At 63.9% G+C, this 22670-nt stretch carries 21 protein-coding genes; 6 read left to right on the top strand and 15 right to left on the bottom strand.

All coding sequences use genetic code 11. The annotated features are described in order from the left end of the window. Nucleotides 1–14 precede the first annotated feature (14 nt). The gene (locus ACFOY2_RS39645; protein WP_379533262.1) at nucleotides 15–1577 is read right to left on the bottom strand and encodes a ThiF family adenylyltransferase; all 1563 of its coding nucleotides are present in this window, start codon (nucleotides 1575–1577) and stop codon (nucleotides 15–17) included. Beyond that, nucleotides 1574–2587, bottom strand: coding sequence for an SMODS domain-containing nucleotidyltransferase (locus tag ACFOY2_RS39640; RefSeq protein ID WP_379533261.1), 1014 nt, complete (start codon nucleotides 2585–2587; stop codon nucleotides 1574–1576). The genes ACFOY2_RS39645 and ACFOY2_RS39640 overlap by 4 nt, the downstream gene beginning before the upstream one ends. 348 nt (nucleotides 2588–2935) lie before the next feature. Between ACFOY2_RS39640 and ACFOY2_RS39635 the strand changes: the two genes are divergently transcribed. Further along, complete coding sequence (locus tag ACFOY2_RS39635; RefSeq protein ID WP_379533260.1) at nucleotides 2936–4573, top strand: hypothetical protein; 1638 nt, start codon at nucleotides 2936–2938, stop codon at nucleotides 4571–4573. Nucleotides 4574–4897: 324 nt separating this feature from the next. Here the strand turns inward: ACFOY2_RS39635 and ACFOY2_RS39630 are convergent, their stop codons facing one another. Further along, nucleotides 4898–5485 carry a hypothetical protein gene (locus ACFOY2_RS39630; RefSeq protein ID WP_379533259.1) on the bottom strand — a complete coding sequence of 196 codons (588 nt, stop codon included), beginning with the start codon at nucleotides 5483–5485 and terminating at the stop codon, nucleotides 4898–4900. 710 nt (nucleotides 5486–6195) lie between these two features. Here ACFOY2_RS39630 and ACFOY2_RS39625 point away from each other — a divergent pair. After that, the gene (locus ACFOY2_RS39625) at nucleotides 6196–7623 is read left to right on the top strand and encodes a hypothetical protein (RefSeq protein WP_379533258.1); all 1428 of its coding nucleotides are present in this window, start codon (nucleotides 6196–6198) and stop codon (nucleotides 7621–7623) included. A gap of 240 nt (nucleotides 7624–7863) precedes the next feature. On the opposite strand, the gene ACFOY2_RS39620 is transcribed toward ACFOY2_RS39625, so the two are convergent. From ACFOY2_RS39620 to ACFOY2_RS39600, 5 genes are all read right to left on the bottom strand, one after another. Next, nucleotides 7864–8346 (bottom strand): DUF3885 domain-containing protein, encoded by a 483-nt coding sequence (locus ACFOY2_RS39620; protein WP_379533257.1) that lies wholly within the window; start codon nucleotides 8344–8346, stop codon nucleotides 7864–7866. A gap of 525 nt (nucleotides 8347–8871) precedes the next feature. Beyond that, nucleotides 8872–9501: a carbon-nitrogen hydrolase family protein gene (locus ACFOY2_RS39615; RefSeq protein WP_379533256.1), complete on the bottom strand. Its 630-nt coding sequence runs from the start codon at nucleotides 9499–9501 to the stop codon at nucleotides 8872–8874. A gap of 199 nt (nucleotides 9502–9700) precedes the next feature. Beyond that, a complete protein-coding gene (locus ACFOY2_RS39610) occupies nucleotides 9701–10540 on the bottom strand; it encodes a S1 RNA-binding domain-containing protein (protein WP_379533255.1) in 840 nt (279 codons plus the stop codon). Between the two features lie 122 nt (nucleotides 10541–10662). Further along, on the bottom strand, nucleotides 10663–11316 hold the full coding sequence (locus tag ACFOY2_RS39605; RefSeq protein ID WP_379533254.1) for a maleylpyruvate isomerase family mycothiol-dependent enzyme: 654 nt from the start codon (nucleotides 11314–11316) through the stop codon (nucleotides 10663–10665). A 112-nt stretch (nucleotides 11317–11428) separates the two neighbouring features. Beyond that, nucleotides 11429–12079 (bottom strand): tyrosine-type recombinase/integrase, encoded by a 651-nt coding sequence (locus tag ACFOY2_RS39600; RefSeq protein WP_379533253.1) that lies wholly within the window; start codon nucleotides 12077–12079, stop codon nucleotides 11429–11431. Between the two features lie 31 nt (nucleotides 12080–12110). On the opposite strand from ACFOY2_RS39600, the gene ACFOY2_RS39595 reads away from it, so the two are divergent. Continuing rightward, nucleotides 12111–12794 carry a GNAT family N-acetyltransferase gene (locus ACFOY2_RS39595; RefSeq protein WP_379533252.1) on the top strand — a complete coding sequence of 228 codons (684 nt, stop codon included), beginning with the start codon at nucleotides 12111–12113 and terminating at the stop codon, nucleotides 12792–12794. A gap of 7 nt (nucleotides 12795–12801) precedes the next feature. Beyond that, nucleotides 12802–13587, top strand: a complete 786-nt coding sequence (locus ACFOY2_RS39590; RefSeq protein WP_379533329.1) for a DUF5984 family protein — start codon at nucleotides 12802–12804, stop codon at nucleotides 13585–13587. Between the two features lie 44 nt (nucleotides 13588–13631). Here the strand turns inward: ACFOY2_RS39590 and ACFOY2_RS39585 are convergent, their stop codons facing one another. The 6 genes from ACFOY2_RS39585 to ACFOY2_RS39560 all read right to left on the bottom strand — a co-directional run bounded on the left by ACFOY2_RS39585 (nucleotide 13632) and on the right by ACFOY2_RS39560 (nucleotide 18270). Next, the gene (locus ACFOY2_RS39585; RefSeq protein ID WP_379533251.1) at nucleotides 13632–13844 is read right to left on the bottom strand and encodes a hypothetical protein; all 213 of its coding nucleotides are present in this window, start codon (nucleotides 13842–13844) and stop codon (nucleotides 13632–13634) included. A 109-nt stretch (nucleotides 13845–13953) separates the two neighbouring features. Beyond that, nucleotides 13954–14649 (bottom strand): hypothetical protein, encoded by a 696-nt coding sequence (locus ACFOY2_RS39580; RefSeq protein ID WP_379533250.1) that lies wholly within the window; start codon nucleotides 14647–14649, stop codon nucleotides 13954–13956. 481 nt (nucleotides 14650–15130) lie between these two features. Beyond that, nucleotides 15131–15460, bottom strand: a complete 330-nt coding sequence (locus ACFOY2_RS39575; protein ID WP_379533249.1) for a helix-turn-helix domain-containing protein — start codon at nucleotides 15458–15460, stop codon at nucleotides 15131–15133. Beyond that, nucleotides 15457–15843: a type II toxin-antitoxin system RelE/ParE family toxin gene (locus tag ACFOY2_RS39570; protein ID WP_379533248.1), complete on the bottom strand. Its 387-nt coding sequence runs from the start codon at nucleotides 15841–15843 to the stop codon at nucleotides 15457–15459. Before ACFOY2_RS39570 ends, ACFOY2_RS39575 begins: the two co-directional genes overlap by 4 nt. A gap of 195 nt (nucleotides 15844–16038) precedes the next feature. Next, nucleotides 16039–16596 (bottom strand): DUF4037 domain-containing protein, encoded by a 558-nt coding sequence (locus tag ACFOY2_RS39565; protein ID WP_379533247.1) that lies wholly within the window; start codon nucleotides 16594–16596, stop codon nucleotides 16039–16041. Between the two features lie 363 nt (nucleotides 16597–16959). Beyond that, on the bottom strand, nucleotides 16960–18270 hold the full coding sequence (locus ACFOY2_RS39560; protein ID WP_379533246.1) for an outer membrane protein assembly factor BamB family protein: 1311 nt from the start codon (nucleotides 18268–18270) through the stop codon (nucleotides 16960–16962). A gap of 891 nt (nucleotides 18271–19161) precedes the next feature. Here ACFOY2_RS39560 and ACFOY2_RS39555 point away from each other — a divergent pair. Continuing rightward, complete coding sequence (locus tag ACFOY2_RS39555) at nucleotides 19162–19821, top strand: SDR family NAD(P)-dependent oxidoreductase (RefSeq protein ID WP_379533245.1); 660 nt, start codon at nucleotides 19162–19164, stop codon at nucleotides 19819–19821. Between the two features lie 345 nt (nucleotides 19822–20166). Continuing rightward, nucleotides 20167–21111, top strand: coding sequence for an RCC1 domain-containing protein (locus ACFOY2_RS39550; RefSeq protein WP_379533244.1), 945 nt, complete (start codon nucleotides 20167–20169; stop codon nucleotides 21109–21111). A 238-nt stretch (nucleotides 21112–21349) separates the two neighbouring features. On the opposite strand, the gene ACFOY2_RS39545 is transcribed toward ACFOY2_RS39550, so the two are convergent. Continuing rightward, the gene (locus tag ACFOY2_RS39545; protein WP_379533243.1) at nucleotides 21350–22465 is read right to left on the bottom strand and encodes a PQQ-dependent sugar dehydrogenase; all 1116 of its coding nucleotides are present in this window, start codon (nucleotides 22463–22465) and stop codon (nucleotides 21350–21352) included. Between the last annotated feature and the right edge of the window lie 205 nt (nucleotides 22466–22670).

Genomic DNA, 22670 nt, shown 5'->3' with positions numbered 1-22670 from the left:
GAGGCGGCCGCTGGTCACCGCGCGCTGCCCATGCGCATGCCAATCACGTCGAATGGCGGCTCCTGCGGGGCGAGGACGTCGAGCAGCGTAGCGGGTAACGCACAGTCAAGGATCAGCTCATCAACGGCTGCGCGACACGCCAGCTGTGCGGCGGCCACTACCGCTGCCGGAGGGGTCGGCGATACCGGGTTGTCGCAGCCATGTTCGCGGCCAAGATCAGGACCAGGGAGCGGCGGCAACGCGCTCAGGTGCTGCTCCCCACCACGCAGGGGGAAGCGGTCAACCCGTACGACCGTGCCCTGTCGCTGCGCGCACACCGTTATGACGGGTCGATCTACGTGACGGGCGGCCCAGGCTAGCAGGGCCGTGGTGCGCGGGCTGGCGGTAGCGTCGATGATCAGATCGTGGTCGCGAAGCAGCGCCATCGACTGGTCCGGGGTAACGATTTCGTCGCGCCGCGTGTTGACCCCAGAGACGTCGAATCCAAGCCCTGCCAATCTCGCCTTCACTGCGGAAACCTTGGAGTAGCCAACCAGGGCCTCACCGGCGAGATGGCGCACCAAGTTGCCAGGACGGAGGAGTTGCGGGTCGATCAGGGTGAACTGACGCACCCCGTGCCGGAACAGCAGGTCGACGACGAACGACCCGATCGCGCCGGTGCCGACCACCGCGACGCGCCGGTCGGAGAGCTTCGCTGCTGAAGCGCCGGCACGCAGTATCCGGGTCGTGACGCTCGTATCGGCGCTTTCACATGCCCGCACATCGAACCGGGCTTTGCCGGAGGTTGTACGAACCGCCATGGCCAGCACGCCGGTAGCCGAAGACCGGCGGTATCGAAGCAGCACAAAGTCGATCACACCGATCGAGACCAGCCGCCTGACCTCGCCTGCATCGGGGCCTAGCGTCGTGCAAAGTGAATCCCAGTCGTAGATCGGCTTGTCAACCTGGCCGATGTCGGTCACCCACGCCAGACGGCGCTGCTTGCGGCCGATTTTCGGTTGGCGCCGCCGGCCACGTCGCCCGTCTTGGCGCTTACTTGTTCTCCATCGGCTGGGCGGACGCTGCGATTCACCGCTGATAGTCACCCGTCCGGTGGCGGGATCGGTGAACGTGCGGACACAGCCCGATATGGCGGTAAGCACGTCGCGGTTGTAGAGCACCAGCTGGGAATCAGGGAGCAGATAGCGTTCGAGATCGCAGTCGTCGTCGCTGGGCCAGCCGGCAGCGGAGTTGGTGAGCCACACCGCCACGCGGTCCAACAGCCGCTCCGGGGCCTGCCATGGCGCATCAGAAACGTCGACGTCGGAACGCCACAGGCATAGGGAACCGTCACGTTCGCGGTGAAAGGTCAGCTCAATGGCAAGGCCAGGATCTAGGATCCGGACCTTGGGCGGGCTGAATGGGAATGACTCGGTGATGGTCACCTCGATCGTCGCGATGACTGTCCGACCGTCCGGATGTTGCCAACGCACCGGCCCACGCAGAGTGTGGCCGTCGTCGGAGAAACCAGCCGTGCCGAGTGCGGCGCGCCAGGCGTCGCACTCGGCGGCAATGTCGGCCTCCCACGCTCGCGTCACGCGAATCGGTCGCTGCCAGCCGGCACCGTGGCAGCCCCGGCGACTGTACCGGCCCCGACAACCCGGGTGGTGACTGACGCGCGACTGGTGCCGTCGGCGTTGCAGTACGTCGGCAGCGGGAACACATACTCTCCCTCGCTGGTCTTACCCAGCAGCTTCCGCCACTGCGCTGCCGCGCGGCACGAGTCCTCCTCATTGAGCGCCGCGCGGGCAAGCGTAGCCGCCTCAGCGATCTTCTTGATGGCGGCATCGAAGTCGGCGTTGGTTGCCTTCGTGCTGATCGTCTTCCCCGGCAGGGTCGGGTCATCCAGCCCGTCGTCAGCGACATCGGGCAGCGTCTCGGCGATGACCTCCAAGATCACCGTCAGGTAAGCCGCATGGCTGCTCTGGCTAGGCTTCGTGTTCTGGAACGCCCAGTAGGTCATGATCTCGAAGAAGAACCCGCCGGGCTGGTCGGCCACCCAGGTGCGGCGTACCTGGCGCACGAGCTTGACCATCGGCACGTAGATGCCGGAGCCGTTGAGCGTAAACACCTTGTTAGCGGCCGTGGTCAGTTCGTTGAGCTTGGTGGGGTTGGTCTCGACCCAGCGCGCTCGCTCGTTGGGTCGGTTCGGAATCTCCCAGTGGTCGCCGCAGGGTCGCGCGGGCACGGCGTCGACGCTCAGGTCAAATTCGGGAAAGTCGATCTTGAAGGACCTGTATTGCCGTTCCACGCGGTCGTCGTACTCCTCGTCGAGCGCCTCCCCGAACATGTCCATGGCCTTGCCGGGCGCAAGCGTGTCATCGGCCTCGGTGAGCCGTCCGAACACATCGACGTCCTTGACCCGCCGGATCGAAGCTTCACGTGCGTATGAGCCGATGAGTATCGGCTTGATGCCGAGCCGTTTCAGTTTGTCGTAGCTAGTGAGCACCTTGCTGACCTCGGCATGCGCCTCGGCCGCGTGCTTCTCGTCCTCCGTCGGCTGGATGTTGGACAGAGCGTCCCGAAAGCACGTAGGCAGCGTCGCCATACGCCCCCCTCATTGATCGAATACGCTTGACCTCTAACCCGGCGGAGTCGCCTCCCCAGAGCCACCAGCCGGTGAGAGAACGCTACAACCTCGGCCCGACAAATCCTGATGGCACAATGGCCGAACTGGCCGGAGTCAGGCGTATCCCTCACCTGCGGAGTCTCCGGCCTGGCCGCAGCGCATGATGTACTACCCGATGCAGAAGCCCAACAGTGCGAGCGCCCAGCGAGGGTTTGGTTGGGTCAGTAGGGCGCGGCCGATCGGCCAGGCACGGTGCGATGTGTAACGGAGTGAAGGGCGAACCTGCGGGCTTCCAGACCTGAGGGTGGCCCAAGCGAAGGAATCCCCTTGCCTGCGATCTTCCAGTGTGTCGAAATAGGACATGTGCAAAGTGCTGAGGAAGAAGTTAGGGAATATCTGAGAGGGCGCTGGCGCGTCGTATCAAGATTGGCGACATGGAACGGTGGAGCGGATAGGATCCTCACTATCCTCCAGGAGGCGGCGCGTAAGCGGCACAAGGAAGCTCTCCGCCTCGGAGATCCGCACGTCACGGCGGATTCGGCGCTGTGGACGAGGATTTTTGAGAGGTTGGTGCGCTGGAACGCCGAATTTCCTTATGGCGAGGGATCCTGTTCAGTCAAAGACGCTGCCCAGGTCCTGGCCATGGCTGAAGAGTTTGACGTGGTCGAACGACTTCAAACAGCTCTTGGAGTCGGCGGTTTCTCAGTCACCAAGTCGTCAGGCGGATTCAGTTTGGCCATCACACAGGATCCGTCCATCGAAGCGGCTGACGTCTATCTGGAGTTGTTGACAAGCCCGCGGAGAAGTTCGAACCACCGTGTTCCGGAGATCGACCGCTGGGTCATGAGTCTTACTCCTGCGAAGCCCGTGAGAGGGATTCCTCTACTGGTTAGAAGAGCCGCGACGCGATGGGCTAGAGCAGAGGTCGAGGCCTACCGGAAGGCCTTGCCGGAGGGGAATCTGTCCTCTGAGTTCTCTCTAGGGGGTCGGCTCAGTTTGGGTGTGGTTGTTCAACACTGGGCGAGCTTGGTTGGCATGTGCCATGTGCTGGACACCTGTGCTGCTCTCACCGGCCATCCCGGTTCCACCTTGGCATGGCTTTCTAGAGAGGAGATGGCTGCCAGGCTGGTGGAGAGCGTTGAGGATGGGGGAGATCTGAGCGTTGCTCAGGAGATGATCGATCTCCTCACATTCCGTCCGGGCGTTAGCCCGTTGGCGGCTCCGTTGATCCCCTGTGGAGACAGGCTTATCGTCAGTCCGGCTCTCATCAACGCGATCGGAATCGAGCGACTGCTGCTGCGGACCGTCGCTGCCAATCCGTCCCGTTTCGGCAAGGTAAGTAATCAGCTTGGCAAGCGGGCTAGTGAGTGGGCGGCACTATTCCGTGAGATTCCCAACGTATTGGTGGCAGAGGGAGTCAAGGTCAAAAGGCCAGACGGCAGTATCGCTGGAGATCTGGACGTGGTAGCGATCGATCCCTCCGCGGGCATAGGTCTGTGTGTGGAGGTCAAGTGGCCCATCGACGCACATACTCTAAAGGAGTCCATAAAGACTTCCGAGCTGATCCTAAGTGCTGCCCGCCAGCTTGGCGGTCTCCGAGCGGTAATTCTGACTTCAAATGCGGCCCCGGTTTTCCCTCCAAAATGGCCTAGCTTCAAAGAGATCACCTGGTTTTGGGCGGTAGGTACACCCCAGCAGCTTTATGCAGGGAAGCTGCCTGTGCTGGACTTGCATATGACGTCTCTCCGTTACCTCAAACAGTTGCCGAGAGCGGATACTCTTAAGCAGCTGATAGACGCAGTGGCGCGGCCATGCTGGCCGGAGCGGAACACTCACTTCAAAGTGGGATGCCTGCGTACACAGATCGGGAGAGTGCGCTTCGAGCAGGAAGTGATCGAGCTCGGAGGGCCGCTTCGTTGGAGACCGCAGTATCCGGTGGACGAGAATGGGACGGAACCCCACTGAGAAGACAGCCGCCGACGAGGACAGCCGCCCGCAGTTCGCGACCGCGATATGCGGGAGGGATCTCACTCATCACGGCATCGGGGACAAGAAGGCCCGCAAGGTAGAGCCCTGCGGGCCTTCTTTGTGTCTCAGCCATCTCCCCTTACCGATCGCCTTAGTCCACTGAGCGAACTGCTCGACGAATGAGAGCACCGTCTCGCGCTTGTCCTGCGGCAGGAAAGACCAAGTGACCCAAGCGAGGGCTGAGAGCAACACGACGCATAGAGACTTCTCGACGCGCATCCGCACCAGGCGCTAATAGGCGGCGACTTCGGCGCTGTGTTGTCACTCGCTTCCCGTGTTCCGCTTAAGCTCGGATGGCTCATCGGAGGCATCTACGATTCCAAGGTCACTTCGCATAGCCGTACGCATGCACTCAATTCGTTCCCAGAACCGCTCGCTGTTGGCGAAGGCCGTGTCGAGAGTCTCTCCCTCGTGGGCAATCCCTTGGTCCAATCTCCTGACCAGCCCATACCAGCTACTAAGATGGCCTCTTACTGCGCCGGCGGCCACCAGCACTTCCCTCGGAGCAGTCATCTGTGCTTCAGCGTGCCGCTCGATAAATGAGCGGCGTGCCTGTGCGAGGTCAGCTCTCACCTCTTCACCTATCTTGTCATCGCGTATACCATGTAGAAGATCGGCGATAGCTGCGTGATATTGCCTAATAGCAATGTTCAACGCCACGTAGCATGCGCGTCGCTGTTCCAGCCATGCCTTCCGCTCAATGATTTCCCGATCCTCTTTCCGCTGGGCCTGGGCTTGGTCGAAGTCCATCCGTTTCCCTCGAAGTGCGGATCGCTGAGTGTAGATCGACGCGCTCAACGTTCCCACTACGGCGATGACGGCGGCAAGGACGGGGGTGATGTAGTCCACGGAGGGGGCTCCTCTGCGATATGCGGCCAGTCCTTACAGTGGGCGTGCGTGGCCCCAAGCGTCCAGCGCCTGGCCGCTGAAGTATTGCGAAATCGTCCCATTCCCGACTGGGTAGCGTCCCTGCTCAAGCTAGGAGTTCCCCCTCTCGGCCTATCACGATCGCAGCCTAGCGGGAGCACGTTTTGAGCAGTCAACGTCTGCTTGGAGCATGGTATGCAGCGGAACTGGTCTTGCTAATGCAGTTGCTAACAACGGCCTTGGACGAACGTGGACGGAGGTGGGCGAGAGGCCATCTGAGCAGGCTGTTCTGTCCACTGTGGACGTCGTGGACGTCCATGATCCTTCTACGGATCAGATGCCGGCATCCGTCGCGCCACCAGTTGCTGTACAGCAGAGAAGTACAGCAACGTCGACGCACACCAGCTCCCACGGGCAGGCAGGGTCTGCAGCTTGACCAGGAGGAAGACCACTCAACGTAGTGACTGGCTCCCGTTTGCAAGCAGGAAGTCAGGAGTTCGGATCTCCTGGGCTCCACCAGGGAAAACGCCCCGCCGCTGATCACGTGGCGGGGCGTTCGTGCCATTAACGTGCCATTAGCCCTTGGCGATCTGCTGTTGTTCGGCCTGCACGCGAGCGCTGAGGGCGTCGGCGATTCGCTAGATCGGGCGTCGCTAGGATGCCCCTACTCGGCGATCTTCAGGCGGGCCACTATGTATGTGATCTATCGATCGTGGAATCAAGGGATATTGGGCAAGTCGGTACGGCATGTGGCCGAGCCAACGGTGCTGGACTGGGTCCGCAATGTTTGGAGTGATGCTGGCGCCCAAGACCCCTATGACTGGCTCACACGCGAGCTGGGCACGACCGCCTATGGGCTGGACCGGCTTTTCTCGGAGGGGGGCCCAGCTCCGCAAACCATGCAGGAACTGCGAACTCTGGCCAGAACGCGGCTCCCGGAGTCCTACCAGTGCAACGTCGACGAGCACAGCGTGCGCGTTCTCGCCAACGGACTGGACTACGATGTGGCCTACTATCTCGTGGACGATGCCGCCGTCGCTGCCAATCCCGAGCGGTGGTCTTTCGCCGTACACGACGGGCCGCTACCCGAGGCCGCCAGCCCTCCTTTGAGCACCACGGCGTTCACGGCGCCGCTACAGGTCACCGATTTGACCGACCACCCGCCTTCGGGGGAAGGGACCGTGTACGCCGTCCTGCTCACCTGCAAGGCGAAGCATGACAGCATCGGCTGGAATCCCACTCATGCGTTACCCGGCGTACGACTCCCACAGTTCGGCGTCGCGCTACGCGACCTCGACACCTCCACCGACGAATGGCCCCTGGAACTGGAGGTGCTGCGCGCACTGGTCGCACCCGACGAGGATGGCATCGCCGCTGCGCTGGAGCGCTGCAACCGCTGGCCCGAGTACAGGTGGCTTTCAGGGGAGCAGCCTCACCCGCCTCGCTCCCATATAGAAGCGCTGCGTCTACTGGACACCATCCCACCCGAACGAGAGCGTCATCGCGAACGCACCGTCATCCAGGTGGGCGAGCATGTGGCCCAGATGTTCATCCACGACGGTTATGACGACTTCGAGCAGTGGTTCCTTTTCGACGATCGATGGACCGGCACCCATCCTGATCTGGCCGCGTCACTGATCTGGTTCGCCTACCACTGGGATCCGCTCTGCTCACGCCGCCACATGTACCTCACCCCATGCTCCGACAACCGGATCCGGTATGTCGCCGTGGTCGGCGAAGATGGCCAGGTGCAGGTACGAGAGGCTGAGTTTCAGGACGAGCCGCGGGTGTGGGATCTTCGCCGATGGTCCTATGAGAAGCGACCATCGGGCGGCGTGACCGCCGGAGAAGTCCTCGGCACCGTGGAGATTCAGTTCCAGCAGCCGTCACTTGATTTGTGCAAGTTCACCGACTTCCGGATCACCCGCACCCGTCACGGACAGGCCGTCGCCGCGATGCTCGCCCGCCGTATTCGCCACGACCTGCAAGACGCCGGCATTACCCGCGCCACCGGCTGGCTCCCTGAGGAATACCTGTATCAGCACAGCCGCCGTTTCCTGCGCACGCTCGGCGAGATCCACGAGCCCGCTGACGGGCCCAGCGTCCTGTTCATCCAGTAACCACAACTCGTTGTGGTTACTGGCAGAGAAATTGGCCCCTTCAGATCGATGCACCCGTTTGGACGGCCCCGACAAGCCAACCAGAAGCTCACATCCGGACTCTGCGTGACAACCGGTAGAGACGATCACAAACATCAGCGGACGTTCTCACACTGTCAGCGCAGGTCACAGGCCATGCGTGACCGCCGGGAACTGGAGTTCGATTTGCTTTGCAAGTAGGACGTCGGGTAACGGGTGGGATCAGAGTCCGAGCGGGTGTGTAGAGAGCCAGTCGGCGTGAGAGTTCTTCAGGGCGTCTCGTTCTTGCGGGTTGGTCAGGATGACGTCGGCGCCGCCGTCGTAGGGGAGGTAGAGGCGTCGCAGGTCGGTGTCCATGATGATGACGCCGGGGCACTCGTCATCGGCGACCGCCCGCAGCAGGGGGTCCAGGATTCGTGGCTTCCAGCGCTGCTCGCTGACGTGTAGGTGCATGGTTCCGCCGGGATCGTCGTCGTCGTCCTCGCGGAGCCTCGTCCATGGGCGTGAGCCGGGATTGAGGGCGTGCGGATCGGTGGGGGACCACACCTCGATGCCTTCGTCGGGAACGAAGCTCATGGTCACGATGTAGACGGGGTGGCCGGCGAACAGTTCGGTGAGCACGGTGTTGTAGCGGTCGAGCAGGATCTGGTATTCGGTGGCGGTGTCGGCGTACCGCTTGGATTCCGGCAGGCTGTGAAAGCGCACCTAGCGGTCCCGATCGCAGTGGAGCTGATAAGCGATTGGGGACTATCCGGCCAGTGCGACCGCCACAGTGCTGACAGCTCGGGTAAGTCAGGGCTCGGGAGTTCTCTGAAAGGCACTCGCCCAGGGTAAAGGCTGACGACCTCGCGGCACGATCTTGCTAACACTGGTGCTAACAGCTGTTCTGGACGATCATGGATGGCTGTGGACCGCCGATCCTCCGATGCGGGGCGCGACCTGGGAACCGCGAGAGTCATGGACAGCTGTGGACGACCTCGAAGTCTCTTGTAAACAGAAGGTCAGGGGTTCGATTCCCCTCGTTGGCTCTGCAGTCGAAAGGCCCCTGAACAGGCATCACCCACGCCGTCAGGGGCCTTTCGTTTTCTGATCTTCAATTGGTGTCTCGGCGCCTTCGGGAGCCACCTGATTCTGTTTCCCGAGGAGAGCCGGAGATGGCTTCAGTTGCCGCGCGCCGGTCTCCTCCAGCAGGTGTAACGGCACCGTCGGATATTAGACCTGTCCGAATGGCTACTCTGCTGGCCTGTTCTGGTAGCGAAGGTGGACGATGTCGCGCCTCCGCTGATCGAGATACCAGTCGGAGGCCTCATCCGTGTCGATGGTTGCCCGAAGCCTGTCGGTGCTGTTGGCGGGTAGCTCGGCGAGACTCTCTCCGCGTGGCGAGATGATCATGCTGGGGCAGTGCTGGTGAGGGTCGGCGACGTTGGCGGCGAGGACGAACCGCTGGTTCTCTGCTGCCCGGCTGATCAGGTGGCTTCGCCAGACTCCGGCGGGTTCTGTGAGGTTGGCGGCGTGGGTGAGGTAGATGAAGGCTTGTGCCCCTGCGTTGGCTAGGTATTGCCATTGTTCGGGGAAGCGGATCTCGCGGCAGATTTGGACGCCGACGGTGAGGGGGCCATCAGCCAGGTGCACGGCTTTCTCGCGCACCAACGTGGTGAGATCGTCGATGGCGTGTGCGAGCGTCGTTGGGTCAAGGCGGCTGAGCACCGACAGGTCAGAGCCGTAACCCGACAGGGCGCCCTCGGGGAGCACAACGATCTCGTCCGGTTGAGCGTCGGCCAGAACCGCCGCGATGGTCGGCAGATCCTGTGCGATGTCCCAGGTGATGGGGATCTGCGCGACCGCTATCGATATTTTCATGAGTCCTTCCTTCGGCGGCGTAGGTCATCCAGTCCCCGGAGGAGGCTCGTTGCCAGGCCACGGCGGCGTCGACCTGGATGCCGAGCATGCGGGCGTGCAGTTCGGTGGTGAGTTGGAACAGGGCGGTGGAGCAGGGGTCGGCGACGGGGCTGGCGCGCTCGCATCGGTCCCGGAGCGTGCTGCCTCCGTCCAGGTGCCGTCAAGGCGACAGAGGATCAGAGTCAGCCTTCTTTCGGGAGAGGAGCAATCGGCGGGCATCGCGGTCCAGGCTGATGATGGTCACCTTGACGCGGTCGCCGACCTGAACGACCTGTTCGGGAGTCGCGACAGGTATAGAGGCGATTTCGTCCAAGGGCACCAGGCCCTCGATGCCTTCTACGATCCTGACGAAGACTCCGAACGGGACGAGCTTGGTCACGGTTCCGCAGAACTCTTGTCCCTCGCGAGCCGCGTCGGCGAACTCCTGGAAGGGATCAGGCTGAAGTGCGCGAAGGGAGAGCCTGGCTTCGCCATGGTAGGTATCGAAGCAGAGAACGGAACAGGTGACCCGCTGCCCTACCGCGACGACCTCAGAAACCTCATTGAAATGTCGCCGGGACAGCTCGGGGATCGTGATGAAACCTACTCCTGGATAGATGGGATGCGGCGGCCCATCATCCAGAGCCACGAACACACCGAACCGCTGCACGTCTGCCACTTCGCCGCTGAGTACCTCGCCAGGGCGGAGTCCTTTCAGAAATGCCCAGAGTTCGGGATTCTCGGTCGCGGCCAGGGACAGGCCAATTCTTTTCCGTTTCTCATCGACATCGATCACTTCGGCGGTGACGTGCCGGCCGACCTGTATGACCCCATCCGACCGGCGGCACCAGGAGACGTCCAAAGGCCCGATGTCCGCCGATGCCAGACCCAGGCGCCCGTCGAGCCTCACTGCAGCCCCGTGAGGACGTCCCACATGTGTGATCGTCCCCGACACGATGTCGCCGACCCGGACCGCCCTCAAGATCTCAACTATGTCTTGATCGTCCGTTGGTCTATCCACATTGCTCACTCTGTCATGACGGTCCCGTCCCGGAATCGGGCGTGATCGGTACGTCTCTGCAAGCGGACGCAGAAGATGTGTGCTGGTGCCTAGACCTTCTCCGCTGCTTGGACAGCACCGGGCTAGGGCTGGGTGGCCACTGGCAGGCGAGCACGCAGTTCGGTCATGCCGGGGCCCGATAGGCGTGTCAGGGCGGCACTTCGTCCATTCAGCAGCAGGAGGATCGCCGCGATGGAACCTTCAACTCTCTGTCCTTGTCCCACGGACCAGGCGTAGTCGGTGGCCGCGAACTCGAGTTCGTTCAACTCTTGACGGGCATGAAAGGACCATCCCATGGTGAAGGGCCATTTCATGGTCCAGATCCGGGTTGCGGAGAAGGCCGCGGCCCGCACTGGCATTGGGCGGTCTCGTCCGAGGGGGATGGCAATGTCCTGCCCGTGGACGAGGATGTCCAAGAGCGGCTGCCCGCCGGGCGCCTTCCTGCGGGAGCCCACCATGCCCCGCAACAGGGCGCTGATCTGGTGCACGGGCAACTCGGCTTGCCGTACGGCGGTGTCGTGAAGCATGCAGTTGATATCTCCGTGGACCTTCAGCAGCTCACGCGCCGCCTGCGCGACACCCATATGGGCAAGGGTCAGGTGGGCGGCAACGTCGCGCACCCGCCAGCCCGAGCACAGGGATGTGACCTCCCATTCCTGGTCGGAGAGGTCGTCAAGAAGGTCCGCGAGAGTGGACCGCTCGTGGTCGATCGCCGGCCATATCTCATCCCGGTTCATCTCAGCCCCCTGTCGACGCACCCGAAAACTTAGTGTGGTTATTCAACTCCCTTGGTATGCCGCTTCTGCCTTCGGGGGTTCCGGACTGGTGGGCTCGCTTATTCAATTGTCGTTAGTTCGGCGAGGTGGCCTGGGCAGTAGTGGCTGTGTGTGGTCGCCTGGGGTGTAGCGGTTGTAGGTGGTTCCGGTCTCGGCGGCGAGCTTGGCCGTGGTGACGGGGTGGAAGCCGAGGGCGTCGGCGATGATCGGGGAGGGGCTGTCTTGGATGTGCTGGCGGAGGGCGGCTCCGCGGGCGGGGAGAGTCATCGGGGCGTCCGTTTCGTTCGGTGAGCCAGACGCGGAGCAGGTCACGGACGGGCCCGGTGAGCGGGACGGCGCGGTGTTTGCGGCCCTTGCCTTCGCAGCGGACGTTCGCGCCGACGCCCAGGGTGACGTCGCCGCAGTTGAGGCCGGTGAGCTCGGAAACGCGCAGGCCGGTTTGGATGGCCAGGAGCATCAGGACGCGGTCACGTCGGCCTTCCCAGCGAGACGAGTCCGGCGCCGCCAGCAGCGCGTCCACCTCCGATGCGGTCAGGAACGTCACCAGCCGCTTGTCGAATCGTTTGGGCGGGATGGCCAGGACGCGCTGGATGAGCAGGGCATGCTCGGGGTGGTGCAGGGCCGCGAAGGAGATCAGCGAGCGGATCGCGGTCAGCTGGACGTTCCGGGTCCGGATGCTGTTGTTCCGCTCGGCTTCGAGGTGGTTTTGGAACGCGGAGATCACGGTGGCGTCCAGGTCGTCCCAGGTTGGTCGGGTGAGGACCTATGAGGATCTGCTGGCGGAGCTGGTGACCGAGCGGCTGCGGTTGCGGCGGTGGGTGCCGGCGGATGCTGAGGAGTACCGCGGGTTGTGGCTTGAGCGGGATCCACGATCACTTCGGCGGATTGACGCCGAGGGACGCCCGACAGCCGAGGACATCCGTGGCTGGCTCCTCGACAATCCGCTGGCGGCGGATCCGGGGCTCGGGTTGCTGCCGATCGAGCTGCGAGATACCGGCGAGTTCATCGGGTACTGCGGATTGATTGTCGGTCAGGCATCTCTCGACGAACCTGAGCTCGCATACGAGCTGGCACAACGTGCTCACGGTCATGGTTACGCGACGGAAGCCGCCCGTGCGGTCGTCGAAGCCGCGACTCGGACAGGACGTAGGCGACTCTGGGCGACTGTGCGGGAGTGGAACGCACCCTCGTTCCGCGTCCTCGAGAAGCTCGATTTCCACCGAAGCGAGCGCGTCACTGAGGACGCCGAACGCGGCAACTCGATCTGGATGACGCGCGTACTCGACCCGAGGCAGAGACCTGACATCGGCCGCGATCCACTCCTCGAAGTGCACCCTATAAAGCGATCTTGCTTTGATGCCTCCGAGCAAAAGGGTTCAGCTCTCCCTTCCACCGGGGGAGCAGGACTTCCCGCCTGTCGTCTCACACGGGAAGGATGAATAGGCGATCACTTTTCGCTTCCGGATGCGTCCGCTCTCTGAGGTCGCGCCGTGGGGCGGTGAAGCACCCGTCCTGCATTGGTTTGCGCTGACCGACGGCTGGTACTGGATCGAGATCGGCAGCCATGAGCTGTTCAGGCGCAGCGGAGACGACGACCTGCCCTATGCGGACTACTACGTGGCGCGGCTGTGGGAGGACATTCTGGGAATGGCCGCAGACGTGCTGGAGCCGGTGCCCGATGATCTGGCCTGGTTCATCGAGAGGGAGGACATCAGCGTTGAGGCCGGCTCTGAAGATCTTGATGACCTTCCCGAACCCTGCTGGACCGCTCTGAGTTGGCATGCGGGTCACACTCTTTACACCGGGCCGTTGCGTGTGGCGCCACTCATCCGTATGTGGCGTCGGGCAGGTGACCGCGATGAGGTTATCGTGACGTGGCGCAATCCTGAGGACGACGAGGTGGCCTTCGTAAGTCCTTGCAGCGGTCGGGTCGCCCTGCCTACGTCAGAGTTCGTCGCGGCGATCGAGGATTTCGGGCGGCGGGTGATAACAGCTATGGAGGAGCGGGTCGCTGAGCTTGAGCGAAGAGGGGCGCCAGATGGCGTCGAGCTGGACTTGGGACAGCTGCGCACCGAACATGTGCGTCGCGCGACCTTCCCTCAAATGGCGATGAGTCGAGTACCTGCAACTGACTGGACAACTGTGCGTTCGGGGGCGAAGAGATTGCAGGAACTCTGGTCAGGTTCCGCGGATGGGATCGAACCTCGACTCTGGCCCGGAACTCAGTCGTAGATGCAAGGGGGCCCTCAGCGTGTGGAGTACTCCCTTGATGGGATTCAGGCCATGTGCGTGAGCGCTTCGGCGGCACAATCCATCGGGAGTTTCAGGCCGGGCTTCCGGTCGATGTATCCTCCGCCGATCTGCACGTCGGCGCCTTCCAGGAGCACGGGTCCGTTGCCTGGCAGGCGTGCGCCTCGCTTTCCGTTCTCCAGGAGCGGCTCGGTGCCCTCCGGCCAGAGGAGCACGACGATGTCCGGGTTCTTAACCACCAGGCACTTGGTCGCCAGTATGTAAACGAGTTTCCCCGTGAGAGGGATTGTCCCCCAGCGAGGGTAATGGTGACGTCGGTCCTTGGAACCCTCTGAATGCCTCTGGTGATCAAGCCTTAAGGTCTTGCTCTGGGAGGTAGGGGCTGAAATGGTCGGCGACGATCTCCGCGATTGCAGCGGCGTCGCGGGAACCGTCGACTTCGATCACGCGGATGCCGAGTTGGTGGGCGGTGCGGACGGCGTCCTCGGCGACGAGGCGGTCCCGGGTGAGGCGGTTGGCCTGTGCTCGGGCCGGGTCGCTGACGCGATGCCCGAGTGAGGCGGCTCGGGGGAGTTCGTGGTGTTGGTGTTCGCGGAACTTGGGAGTGGGCACCATGACGACCATCCGGCGTGGTGAGTCGATGATGGGGGCGACGAGTTCGGGGCGGAGTCCCCAGCCTTCGGCGATGATCGGGTGGCCGGAGACGAGCGCGCGCAGGTCGTCCAGAGCCCATTCGAACCGGACAGGGAAGCCGGACAGGGTCTCAGTGGCCATTTCTTCCGGGGCGGTGTGGACCCATCCCTTGTCCGGGTCGGGCTCGGTGGTGGGCTCGCCGAGGGCGACGCGACGGGCGATCCGGCGATCGTTGTGACCGCGGGCGTCCTGGTAGTCGTAGTGGTAGACGGTGACGCCGTACTGGACGGCCAGGAGTCGGGCGACGGTCGACTTGCCGGCCCATTGGCCGCCTCCGACCCACAACGTGCGATGCAACGTGCCGAAAGGGTCCCAGACTTCACCGTTGGCAGGGGTGTTATTGCTGGTCATGTGGTCTCCTTCCGCGGCGTAGTTGGCCCAGTCACCAGCGAAGAGGCGTTGCCAGCTACGGCGATGTGGATGCCCAGGGTTCGGGTGAGGACCGCGTCGGGGATTTCGGCGGCGAGTTGAAGAGCACGGTGCTGCGGGCCTGATCGTCGGGGGAAGCGACAATTCGGGTCCGGCCTTGGGCATCCTTACGTTGTCGGCAGCGTACAGGTTTGAGTTTAGGGCGGCGGAGCAGCCCAAGACGCGCGTCAGCTTCGGGAGCTCCGGACTTCAAACGGGAAGCCCTGAACAGGCGATAGGCCGTCAGAGGCTTCTGGTTGTGGACAATGCCGCGATCTTGCCAACCTCCCGTTGCCGGTACAGCGCTACTGCAGGGGCCCTGGAATCGTCTCTTTCGATGTACGGTTGCAGGCCCGTGAGTACCGGGGCAGGCGAGCACTTCGGCGGAGCATGTCGATCCATCAACCAGGAGGCAGGCTCTTGGTCAAGCGACCCGTACCGAGAGAGGTCCAACGTTGATCGTTACATCGACGTGGCCACCGAGCGCGGCTGCGTAGGCGCGGATGGTCTCGAGTTCCATCGAATCCAGATCACCGTTCTCGATCTGGGAGACGCGTGCTTGAGAGATCCCGAGAGCAGTCGCTACCTCGGATTGTGTCTTGCCGACAGACTTGCGCAGTTCTTTCAGATGGTGGCCGGCGACGTAGGCATCCAGTTGCGCATCGGCGGCAGCCTGACGCTGTGGGTCAGCCAGTTCGGGGTGCAACCGGTGCGCTTCCGCTTTGATCTCACGCCAATTGCGTCCTGGGCTCATCGCTTGTCCTCCCTCTTCGTCTCGGCCGACTTCGCGGCGCGGTACTCGGCATAGCGTGCTTTGGCCAACGGAATGGCCTCCTCGTACCAGCGCGACCATCTACCGGCCTTGTCGCCGGCTACGAGGAAGATCGCTTCCCGGTCCGGGTCAAAGACGAACACGATTCTAATCTCGGTTCGCTTGCGCGAGCCCGGGCGTAGCTCCTTGAGGTTGCTCATGTCGCCGTCTATGAGGGTGTCCACCAACGGACGTCCGAGAGCGGGGCCGACTTCTGCAAGCCGGTCAATGGTCCTCTCGATCAGAGTGGCGGAATCTGGATCGCTCTCGCAGAGTTTGAGGAACCATGATTCGACCGGCTCAAGTAGCACGATCTCCCATGCCATACGGGCAGTATAACGTCTAGCTTATGTCCTAGTCGAGTCTGGAGGTGCGCTTGTGCTGGACGCTCTGGAGATGGCATTGTGGCGGAGCGGGAGTGCCGGTCGACCTGTCGAGCCGGTCTGATCCACCGCTTGGACGCGGGCAGCCAGCCGGCCTTGGACGAGCCGGGAGATCCGGTCACATTGCTCTCCAGGCTGTCATGAGCGGGCTGCTCGTGCCCTCAAACTACTGGCGAGCACATGGTCGGCGAAGCGCGCGATGGCGAGTCGTCGTTCATGGAGGGCGACGGTCTCCCAGATCCGCTGTTCGAGCCGAACGCCCTGCTCGTTCAGGCCGAGGTGCCGGATCCATTGGCGTAGACGTTTGGGGAAGGGAAGGTAGTGCCCTTCCAGCGCGAACCAGGCGATGTAGATCTGCTTGACCAGTCGTGCGGCAAGCTGATGAAAGAGCCACTCGTCTCCCCGGTCGGCGCAGTCGAGCAGGGCATCCCGATAACCAGGTAGTTGTTGTTCCAATGCGGCCGTCGACTTGGCGATCAGCTGGGGAGGTGGGGTACGGCTCGACTGCCTGATGGCGTGGCCGACGTGTTCGTCGTCCGCCAGCAGGGTTCCGTGAACGAAGCCGGCCACCGTGTGAAGGGGTTGGGGCCACTCCTCCTCCTGCCAGCCGTCACCGGCCTTGACCAGCGCGCACCAGGAGTCGAATCGTGTCCGCGGGTAGTGAGCGACATCGACCTCCCATCTGGAGGCGCGCATCTTGTCGAGCCCGAAGGTGAGGTCATGGAACTGGGTGGGCGTGCTGCCGGCGTCGCTGAGCTGCTCAACCGGCCGTCGTTCTGGAGGCGGCGGTTCGTCCTCACCCCAGATGATCGACGATGTCGAGGTCCGAGCGAGTGGTGAATCCGGTGAACACGGATCCTTGGCCGTAGGCGAAGTCCATCGTGCCGCAACCGGCGAAGGCCATAACTACACCTCGCGCCACTTGCTCGGCCGCGTGACCCGTAGATCCCTGCACGGGGAGTATCAAAGCACGAGAGGAGGCACTGATCACTGAGCTCAGCCCAACCGGCCACTCAGAGCGGTCGGCACCACGTGCAAAGGCATCGAGGGGCGTCGTGTTCAGGTGAATACGGCGTACACGTTCTTGTCGGGGCTGCCTACGTATACGACCCCGTCGGCGATGGTCGGCGACGACCAGATGTAACCCCCGACGTTCAGCCGCCATTGTTCTGTGCCCTTGTCGTCCACCGCGTAGAGATGTTCGTCACCGCTGCCGACGTACACCACTCCATTGGCCACGACCGGTGCGGAACGCAGTTGGTAACCGGTGGGAAATCTCCATAGTTGGCGTCCGTCGGTTGTGTTCATGGCGTACAGGCAGTTGTCGTCGCTGCCGACATAGGCTACCCCGTCCTTTACGGCGGGAGCCGTCCACAGTTCGCCCTTGACGTTGGCGATCCAGTATTGCTCGCCGTTGATCGCGTCGAACGCGTACACGTTTCCGCCGCCGTCACCGACGTACACGACGCCGTTGGACACCGTTGGCCGGCGGGCGGTTGCGAGGGTGGCACGCGTCCATAAGTGTGTTCCATCGGTTGTTACGACGGCGTGCAGTCCGTCGTCGCACCCGAAGTACACCACCCCGTTCGCCACAGCGGGCCCCCACGCGGTGCCCTTGGTGTCAATCTGCCACTGGCGTCGGCCGCTCGTGACATTGATCGAATAGAGCTGTTGGTCCTCACTGCCGACGAATACGGCCCCGCCATCCAGCACCGGCGACGACCATCCCAGCGGTCCCCCGGTCTCGTACTGCCACTGCTGTTTTCCACTGGCCGCCTGCACGGCGTAGAGGTAGTGATCATTGCTTCCCACGTACACCACGCCATTCGCCACCACGGGGCCCGACCGCGCGCGGTCGGCGGTGGGGAAGCGCCGCCGTTGTTTTCCGCTGGCCGCATCGATGGCGTAGAGATGCCGATCGTCGCTCGCCACGTACACCACACCGTCCGCCACCACCGGTTGGGAATTCACCGGAGCCTCGGTGGGGAACTTCCACCGCAGCCCGCCCGAATGGGTGCCGAACATCTTCTGGCCGGCGAGACCGAGCCCCGCGACGGCAACGACTCCCGCGGCGCCGACCAGGAGGTTGCGCCGTGACAGTCGCGCAGGCAGCTTCTTGTGGAGTACGTCCTGCGCCGTCGTCGATTCTTCGTGGCTCGTATCGCGACCGAGGGGGCCGTTGGCGACGGGTTTCGTCATGCCGTTGCCGGGGCCCTCATGATGCGGGTCCAGCAGGCGGCTCCAGGGTTCGTACTGGGCCGGCGGCCGGTCGGCCCACCTGGTCAGCACCCGGACGACCTTCATCAACTGGTCGAGGTCGCGTGGGTGATGCCGGCCGTTGAACCAGTCGCTGAGCGTCTGTTCGGACACTCCGGATTCCTTCGCGAGCAGGGATCTCGTCGAGCGTTGTCCCGTTCGAGTCCTGACCTCCTTGGCCTTTCGTTCCAGGGTCGTGAGCGCATGGACCATCGCGCTGGATCTGTCGCGTTCTTGACGTGGCTCCATTTCAGCTTCCTCCCGCCGCTACCGGCCGGTGTGTCGGCTGCACTCCCGACTTCGGTCCGGAGCTGTACGCGGATAGCCTCAGCTCTTTCACGCGCCCCAGGTGTTTCATTTCCTGTTTCAAGGCGCCACTGGACGCTGTCAGATTTGCCAGGTGGTATTTTACCCCGCTTGAAGGATCACGCGCCGTACCCCTCTTTCGGCATCCTCGGCCATTTCCGGCGCGGTTCACGTTCGTCCGGGGGGCGGACTCTCCGAATCGGACCTGTTCGGAGAACCCGGCTGACCTGGCGTAAAACGCCCCGGCCCTCCGAACCCATCCGAAACTCCTTGGCGGGCCCGCGACGTGACTGATTACTGGGAACCAGCGACAAACGCTGATCCGACAAGAGGGGGTATTCATGAAAGGCGTTCCCCGTAAACGACGTCACGGGCCGGAGGCGAAGCTGCGCGTCGGCCGGCGTCCGTACCGAATGCGGGGGAGGCCGATTCCGGCCTGCCGCTCGGGCGTCGATCGGCCGTCGGCTCGTTTCGTGGTCGCCGTGGCCACTCAGGTCTGCGGCACGTTGGTGAGGTCCGCGATAACCGCAGGGATCTTGACGCTGCTTGAGCACCTGTAACGCAAACTGGGGTTCCCAGTAGCGATCAGTCTGGCCAGACGGGCCGCCCGCATCCGTGCCTCCGCTGTCGCCCTTTCCGGATGACCATGGAGGCACGTTTGTGGGTTCGGTCCATCTTGTGAGCATACGATGATCACTCATGGGGCATGTGCTGGTGACCGGGGCCACCGGGGGAATCGGGGTGGCGCTGGTCGACGCGCTGGTGGAGGCCGGGCATCGGGTGACGGCCGTGGGGCGCGGCGTCGGACGGCTGAACGTGCCGGGGATCGAGGTTGATCTCTCCGAGCCTGAGACGGCGGCCGCCGCAGTGGGAACGCTGGGGGAAGTGCAGGCGCTGGTGCATCGTGCTGGGATCTCCCCCGTCGCGGCCGTCGCCGACGCCGGTCCCGAGACGTGGCGGCGGACGCTGGCGGTGAACGTGGCCTCCGCCGCCGAGCTGGTACGGCTGACGCTGCCCGCGTTACGGCGCAGCCGCGGTCATGTGATCTTCGTCAATGCCGCGCCCGGAACGACCGGGGTCGCTCGCTGGTCGGCCTTCGTCGCCAGTAAGGCGGCGTTGCGCGAGCTGGCCGAGTCGCTGCGTGAGGAAGAGGCGGCCTCCGGAGTCCGCGTTACCACGGTTTATCCCGGCGCGACGGCGACCGATCTGCTGGGCGAGGTCAGGAGCGACTTCGGCCGCCCGCACGATCCCGCGCTGTGCATCCAGCCGCGTTCGCTCGCTGCCATGATCGTCTGGGTGCTGAGCGCGCCCGCCGACGCCTACCCCTGCGAATTGTCCGTCCTGCCGTCGCCACGCTGACCGTAGGAGCACACGAGGCAAGCTCCTCGTTGCGAACGGTGACCGCAGCCAAAACGAATCTTTGGCCCCTCTCTGTGCGTGACGGACACGGGACGTCCTCCCGTGGATCCGGCGAGGTCGCAACCGTCAGGCGGTGCCGTGCGGGTGGCGGAGGGCGTCCGGGCCTGACATCCACCGGTTGATGGCGTTCTGGGGGGCGATGACCAGGAACTATCCGCCCTGATGACGGTTATCAACATACATGGCATGCGATATGAAAACTTTCGCCCACCGTCATGATGTGCGGCATATTGGACAATTAGTACTTTTTGACAAGGCTATGGAATGTCGTCATGCTTCCCTGTCATGATCAAAACGATCCTGGGTCAACAGGCCAGACGGTTACTCACCGTAGGCGCTGCCCTGTGCATCACCGTGAGCATGACCGGCACCGCGTCCGCAGAAGCGGAACCCGCCGGGCAGGTCATCGCCTGGGGAAGCGACTACTACGGCCAGTCCACACCTCCCGACTCCCTCCAGTCAGGTGTGACCGCGGTCGCCGCCGGGCTCAACCACGCGCTCGCGCTCAAAGACGGCGTGCCGATCGCCTGGGGCGACCGCGATATGGACAAAACTTTCGTGCCGATCGATCTGCGCCGGGGAGGCGTGACGGCGATCGCCGCCAACAACGACCACAGCCTGGCGGTCAAGAACGGCAAGGTCTGGTCCTGGGGCGGCTACACCCAGCCGGGCGGCCGCCTGGCGCCGCCTCCCGAGACGGAATCCGGCGTCACCAACGTGGCGGCCGGATATCTGCACAGCCTCGCCCTCAAAGAGGACGGCAAGGTCGTCGCATGGGGCTTCGGCGACCGCGGAGAGACGAAGGTCCCGGAGGAGGCGCAGTCAGGCGTCGATGCCATCGGCGCGGGCGTGTACTACAGCGTGGCGCTGAAGGACGGCAAAGTCCTGTGCTGGGGACACAGCGAACACGGGGAATGCGCCATCCCGGAAGAGGCGCAGTCAGGCGTGACGGCGATCGCCGCCGGCTCCCACTTCGTCCTCGCCCTCAAGAACAACACGGTCATCGGCTGGGGCACCAACAACTATCACCAGCTCGACATGCCCATCGAGGTTGATGACGGTGTCGTGGCGATCAGCGCCGGCTCCCAGCACAGCCTGGCCCTGAAGGACACCGGGGAGGTCGTCGCCTGGTGGCACAACACGCTGGGGGAGAGCACGGTGCCGACCGTGGCGAAGTCCGGAGTCAAGGCCATTTCCGCAGGCGGGTACTTCAATCTGGCCGTGAAGTGAACGGCGCCTGAGGCATCTTCGGGCCCTGGACGCTGAGCCGGCGGGTCTCCCGGCGACAGCGTGGCTGAACGATATTCGGCCCGGGTCCGCCGTCCCACGCCGATGATCGGCGTGGGACCGGACAGCGGCGACTCTGGGTTGTCGTGGACATGATCGAGCGGATGGCGGACGTGGTCACGTTGCATGCCCGGACGGCACCCCGAACCGATCGAGGGGACGATCGGCCGTGCGGATGGGATTACCGGGCTGGGAAGCGCAGGATCCGGTCGTCGCCGTCGCGGAGGTCGCCGCGGCCGTCGGTGTTGGACGTGGTGACCCACAGGGCGCCGTCCGGTGCGACCTGCACAGTGCGCAGCCGGCCGTATCGCCCGGCGAGTTGTGCGACCGGTTCTCCCACCGTGTCACCGTTGAGGGGCAGGCTCCAGAGTCGTTCGCCGCGCAGTGCCGCGACGTAGGCGGTGGTGCCCGCGATCGCGATTCCGGACGGGGACGCCTCACGGACGGGCCAGGTGATGAGAGGGTTGGTGTAGCGGCCGCCGGCGGTGTCACCTTCGCCTTCGACGTTGGGCCAGCCGTAGTTGCGTCCGGGCTGGATGAGGTTGACCTCGTCGAGGTCGTTCTGGCCGAACTCGGTGGCGAACAGGCGTTCCTCGGTGTCCCAGGCCAGGCCTTGGACGTTGCGGTGGCCGAGGCTGTAGACCGCAGAGTCCGGCGTGGGGTTGCCGGGTGCCGGCTCGCCATCGGGGGTCAGCCGCAGGATCTTGCCGTTGGGGCTGTCCGGGTCCTGCGAGAGTGCGGTGTCGCCGGCGTCGCCCGTGCCGGCGTAGAGCATGCCATCCGGGCCGAAGGCGATGCGGCCGCCGTTGTGATAGCCGGCCTTGGCGATGCCGTCGAAGATCACCTCCGGGTCGCCGCCGTCGAGCCGGAACCGGATGATGCGGTTGTCGTCGGGGGCGGTGAGGTAGGCGTAGATGAGATTGTCGGTGGCGAAGTCGGGAGAGGCGGCGAGGCCGAGCAGCCCGCCTTCGCCGCCCTCGGCGACGCCGGGGACGTCGGCGACCTGGCGGGGTTGGCTGCCCGGCGTCAGGCGCAGAATCCGGCCGGTGTCGCGTTCGGCGATCAACGCGTCACCGCCGGGCAGGAACGTCAGCCCCCACGGCACGTCGATGCCGCGTGCCAGTTCCTCCGCGGCGTCCAGATCGGGGGTGGCGGAAGGGGAACTGGCCGCCGTGCTGGTCACGACGGCGGTGGGTGCCGCGTCGGCGGGGGTGGCATCACCGCCGTTGCCGCACGCGGCGACACCTGTGCCCAGCATGACCGCCACTACCGAGCCGGCCCACAGCGTCGTGCGCATTCGTCTCCATCTTCCGATCAGTCGCGGATCGTGCCACACGGACATCAATTCATCACAGCGGCGCGAAAAGAGGTGTAAAGATCAGCGACTGGCGTCAGCCGGTCCCGGGCGGTCCACCAACGTCAAGCAGTAGGCCCTGCCTCCTCGACGATGGTCTTCAGGTGGGTGGCCCTCATCGTGGTGGCCGGTCAAGAGGTCTGCCCGC

It is taken from the genome of Nonomuraea purpurea, assembly GCF_042650645.1.
Lineage (GTDB): Bacteria > Actinomycetota > Actinomycetes > Streptosporangiales > Streptosporangiaceae > Nonomuraea > Nonomuraea purpurea.
This window is presented reverse-complemented; position numbering and strand designations above follow the sequence as displayed.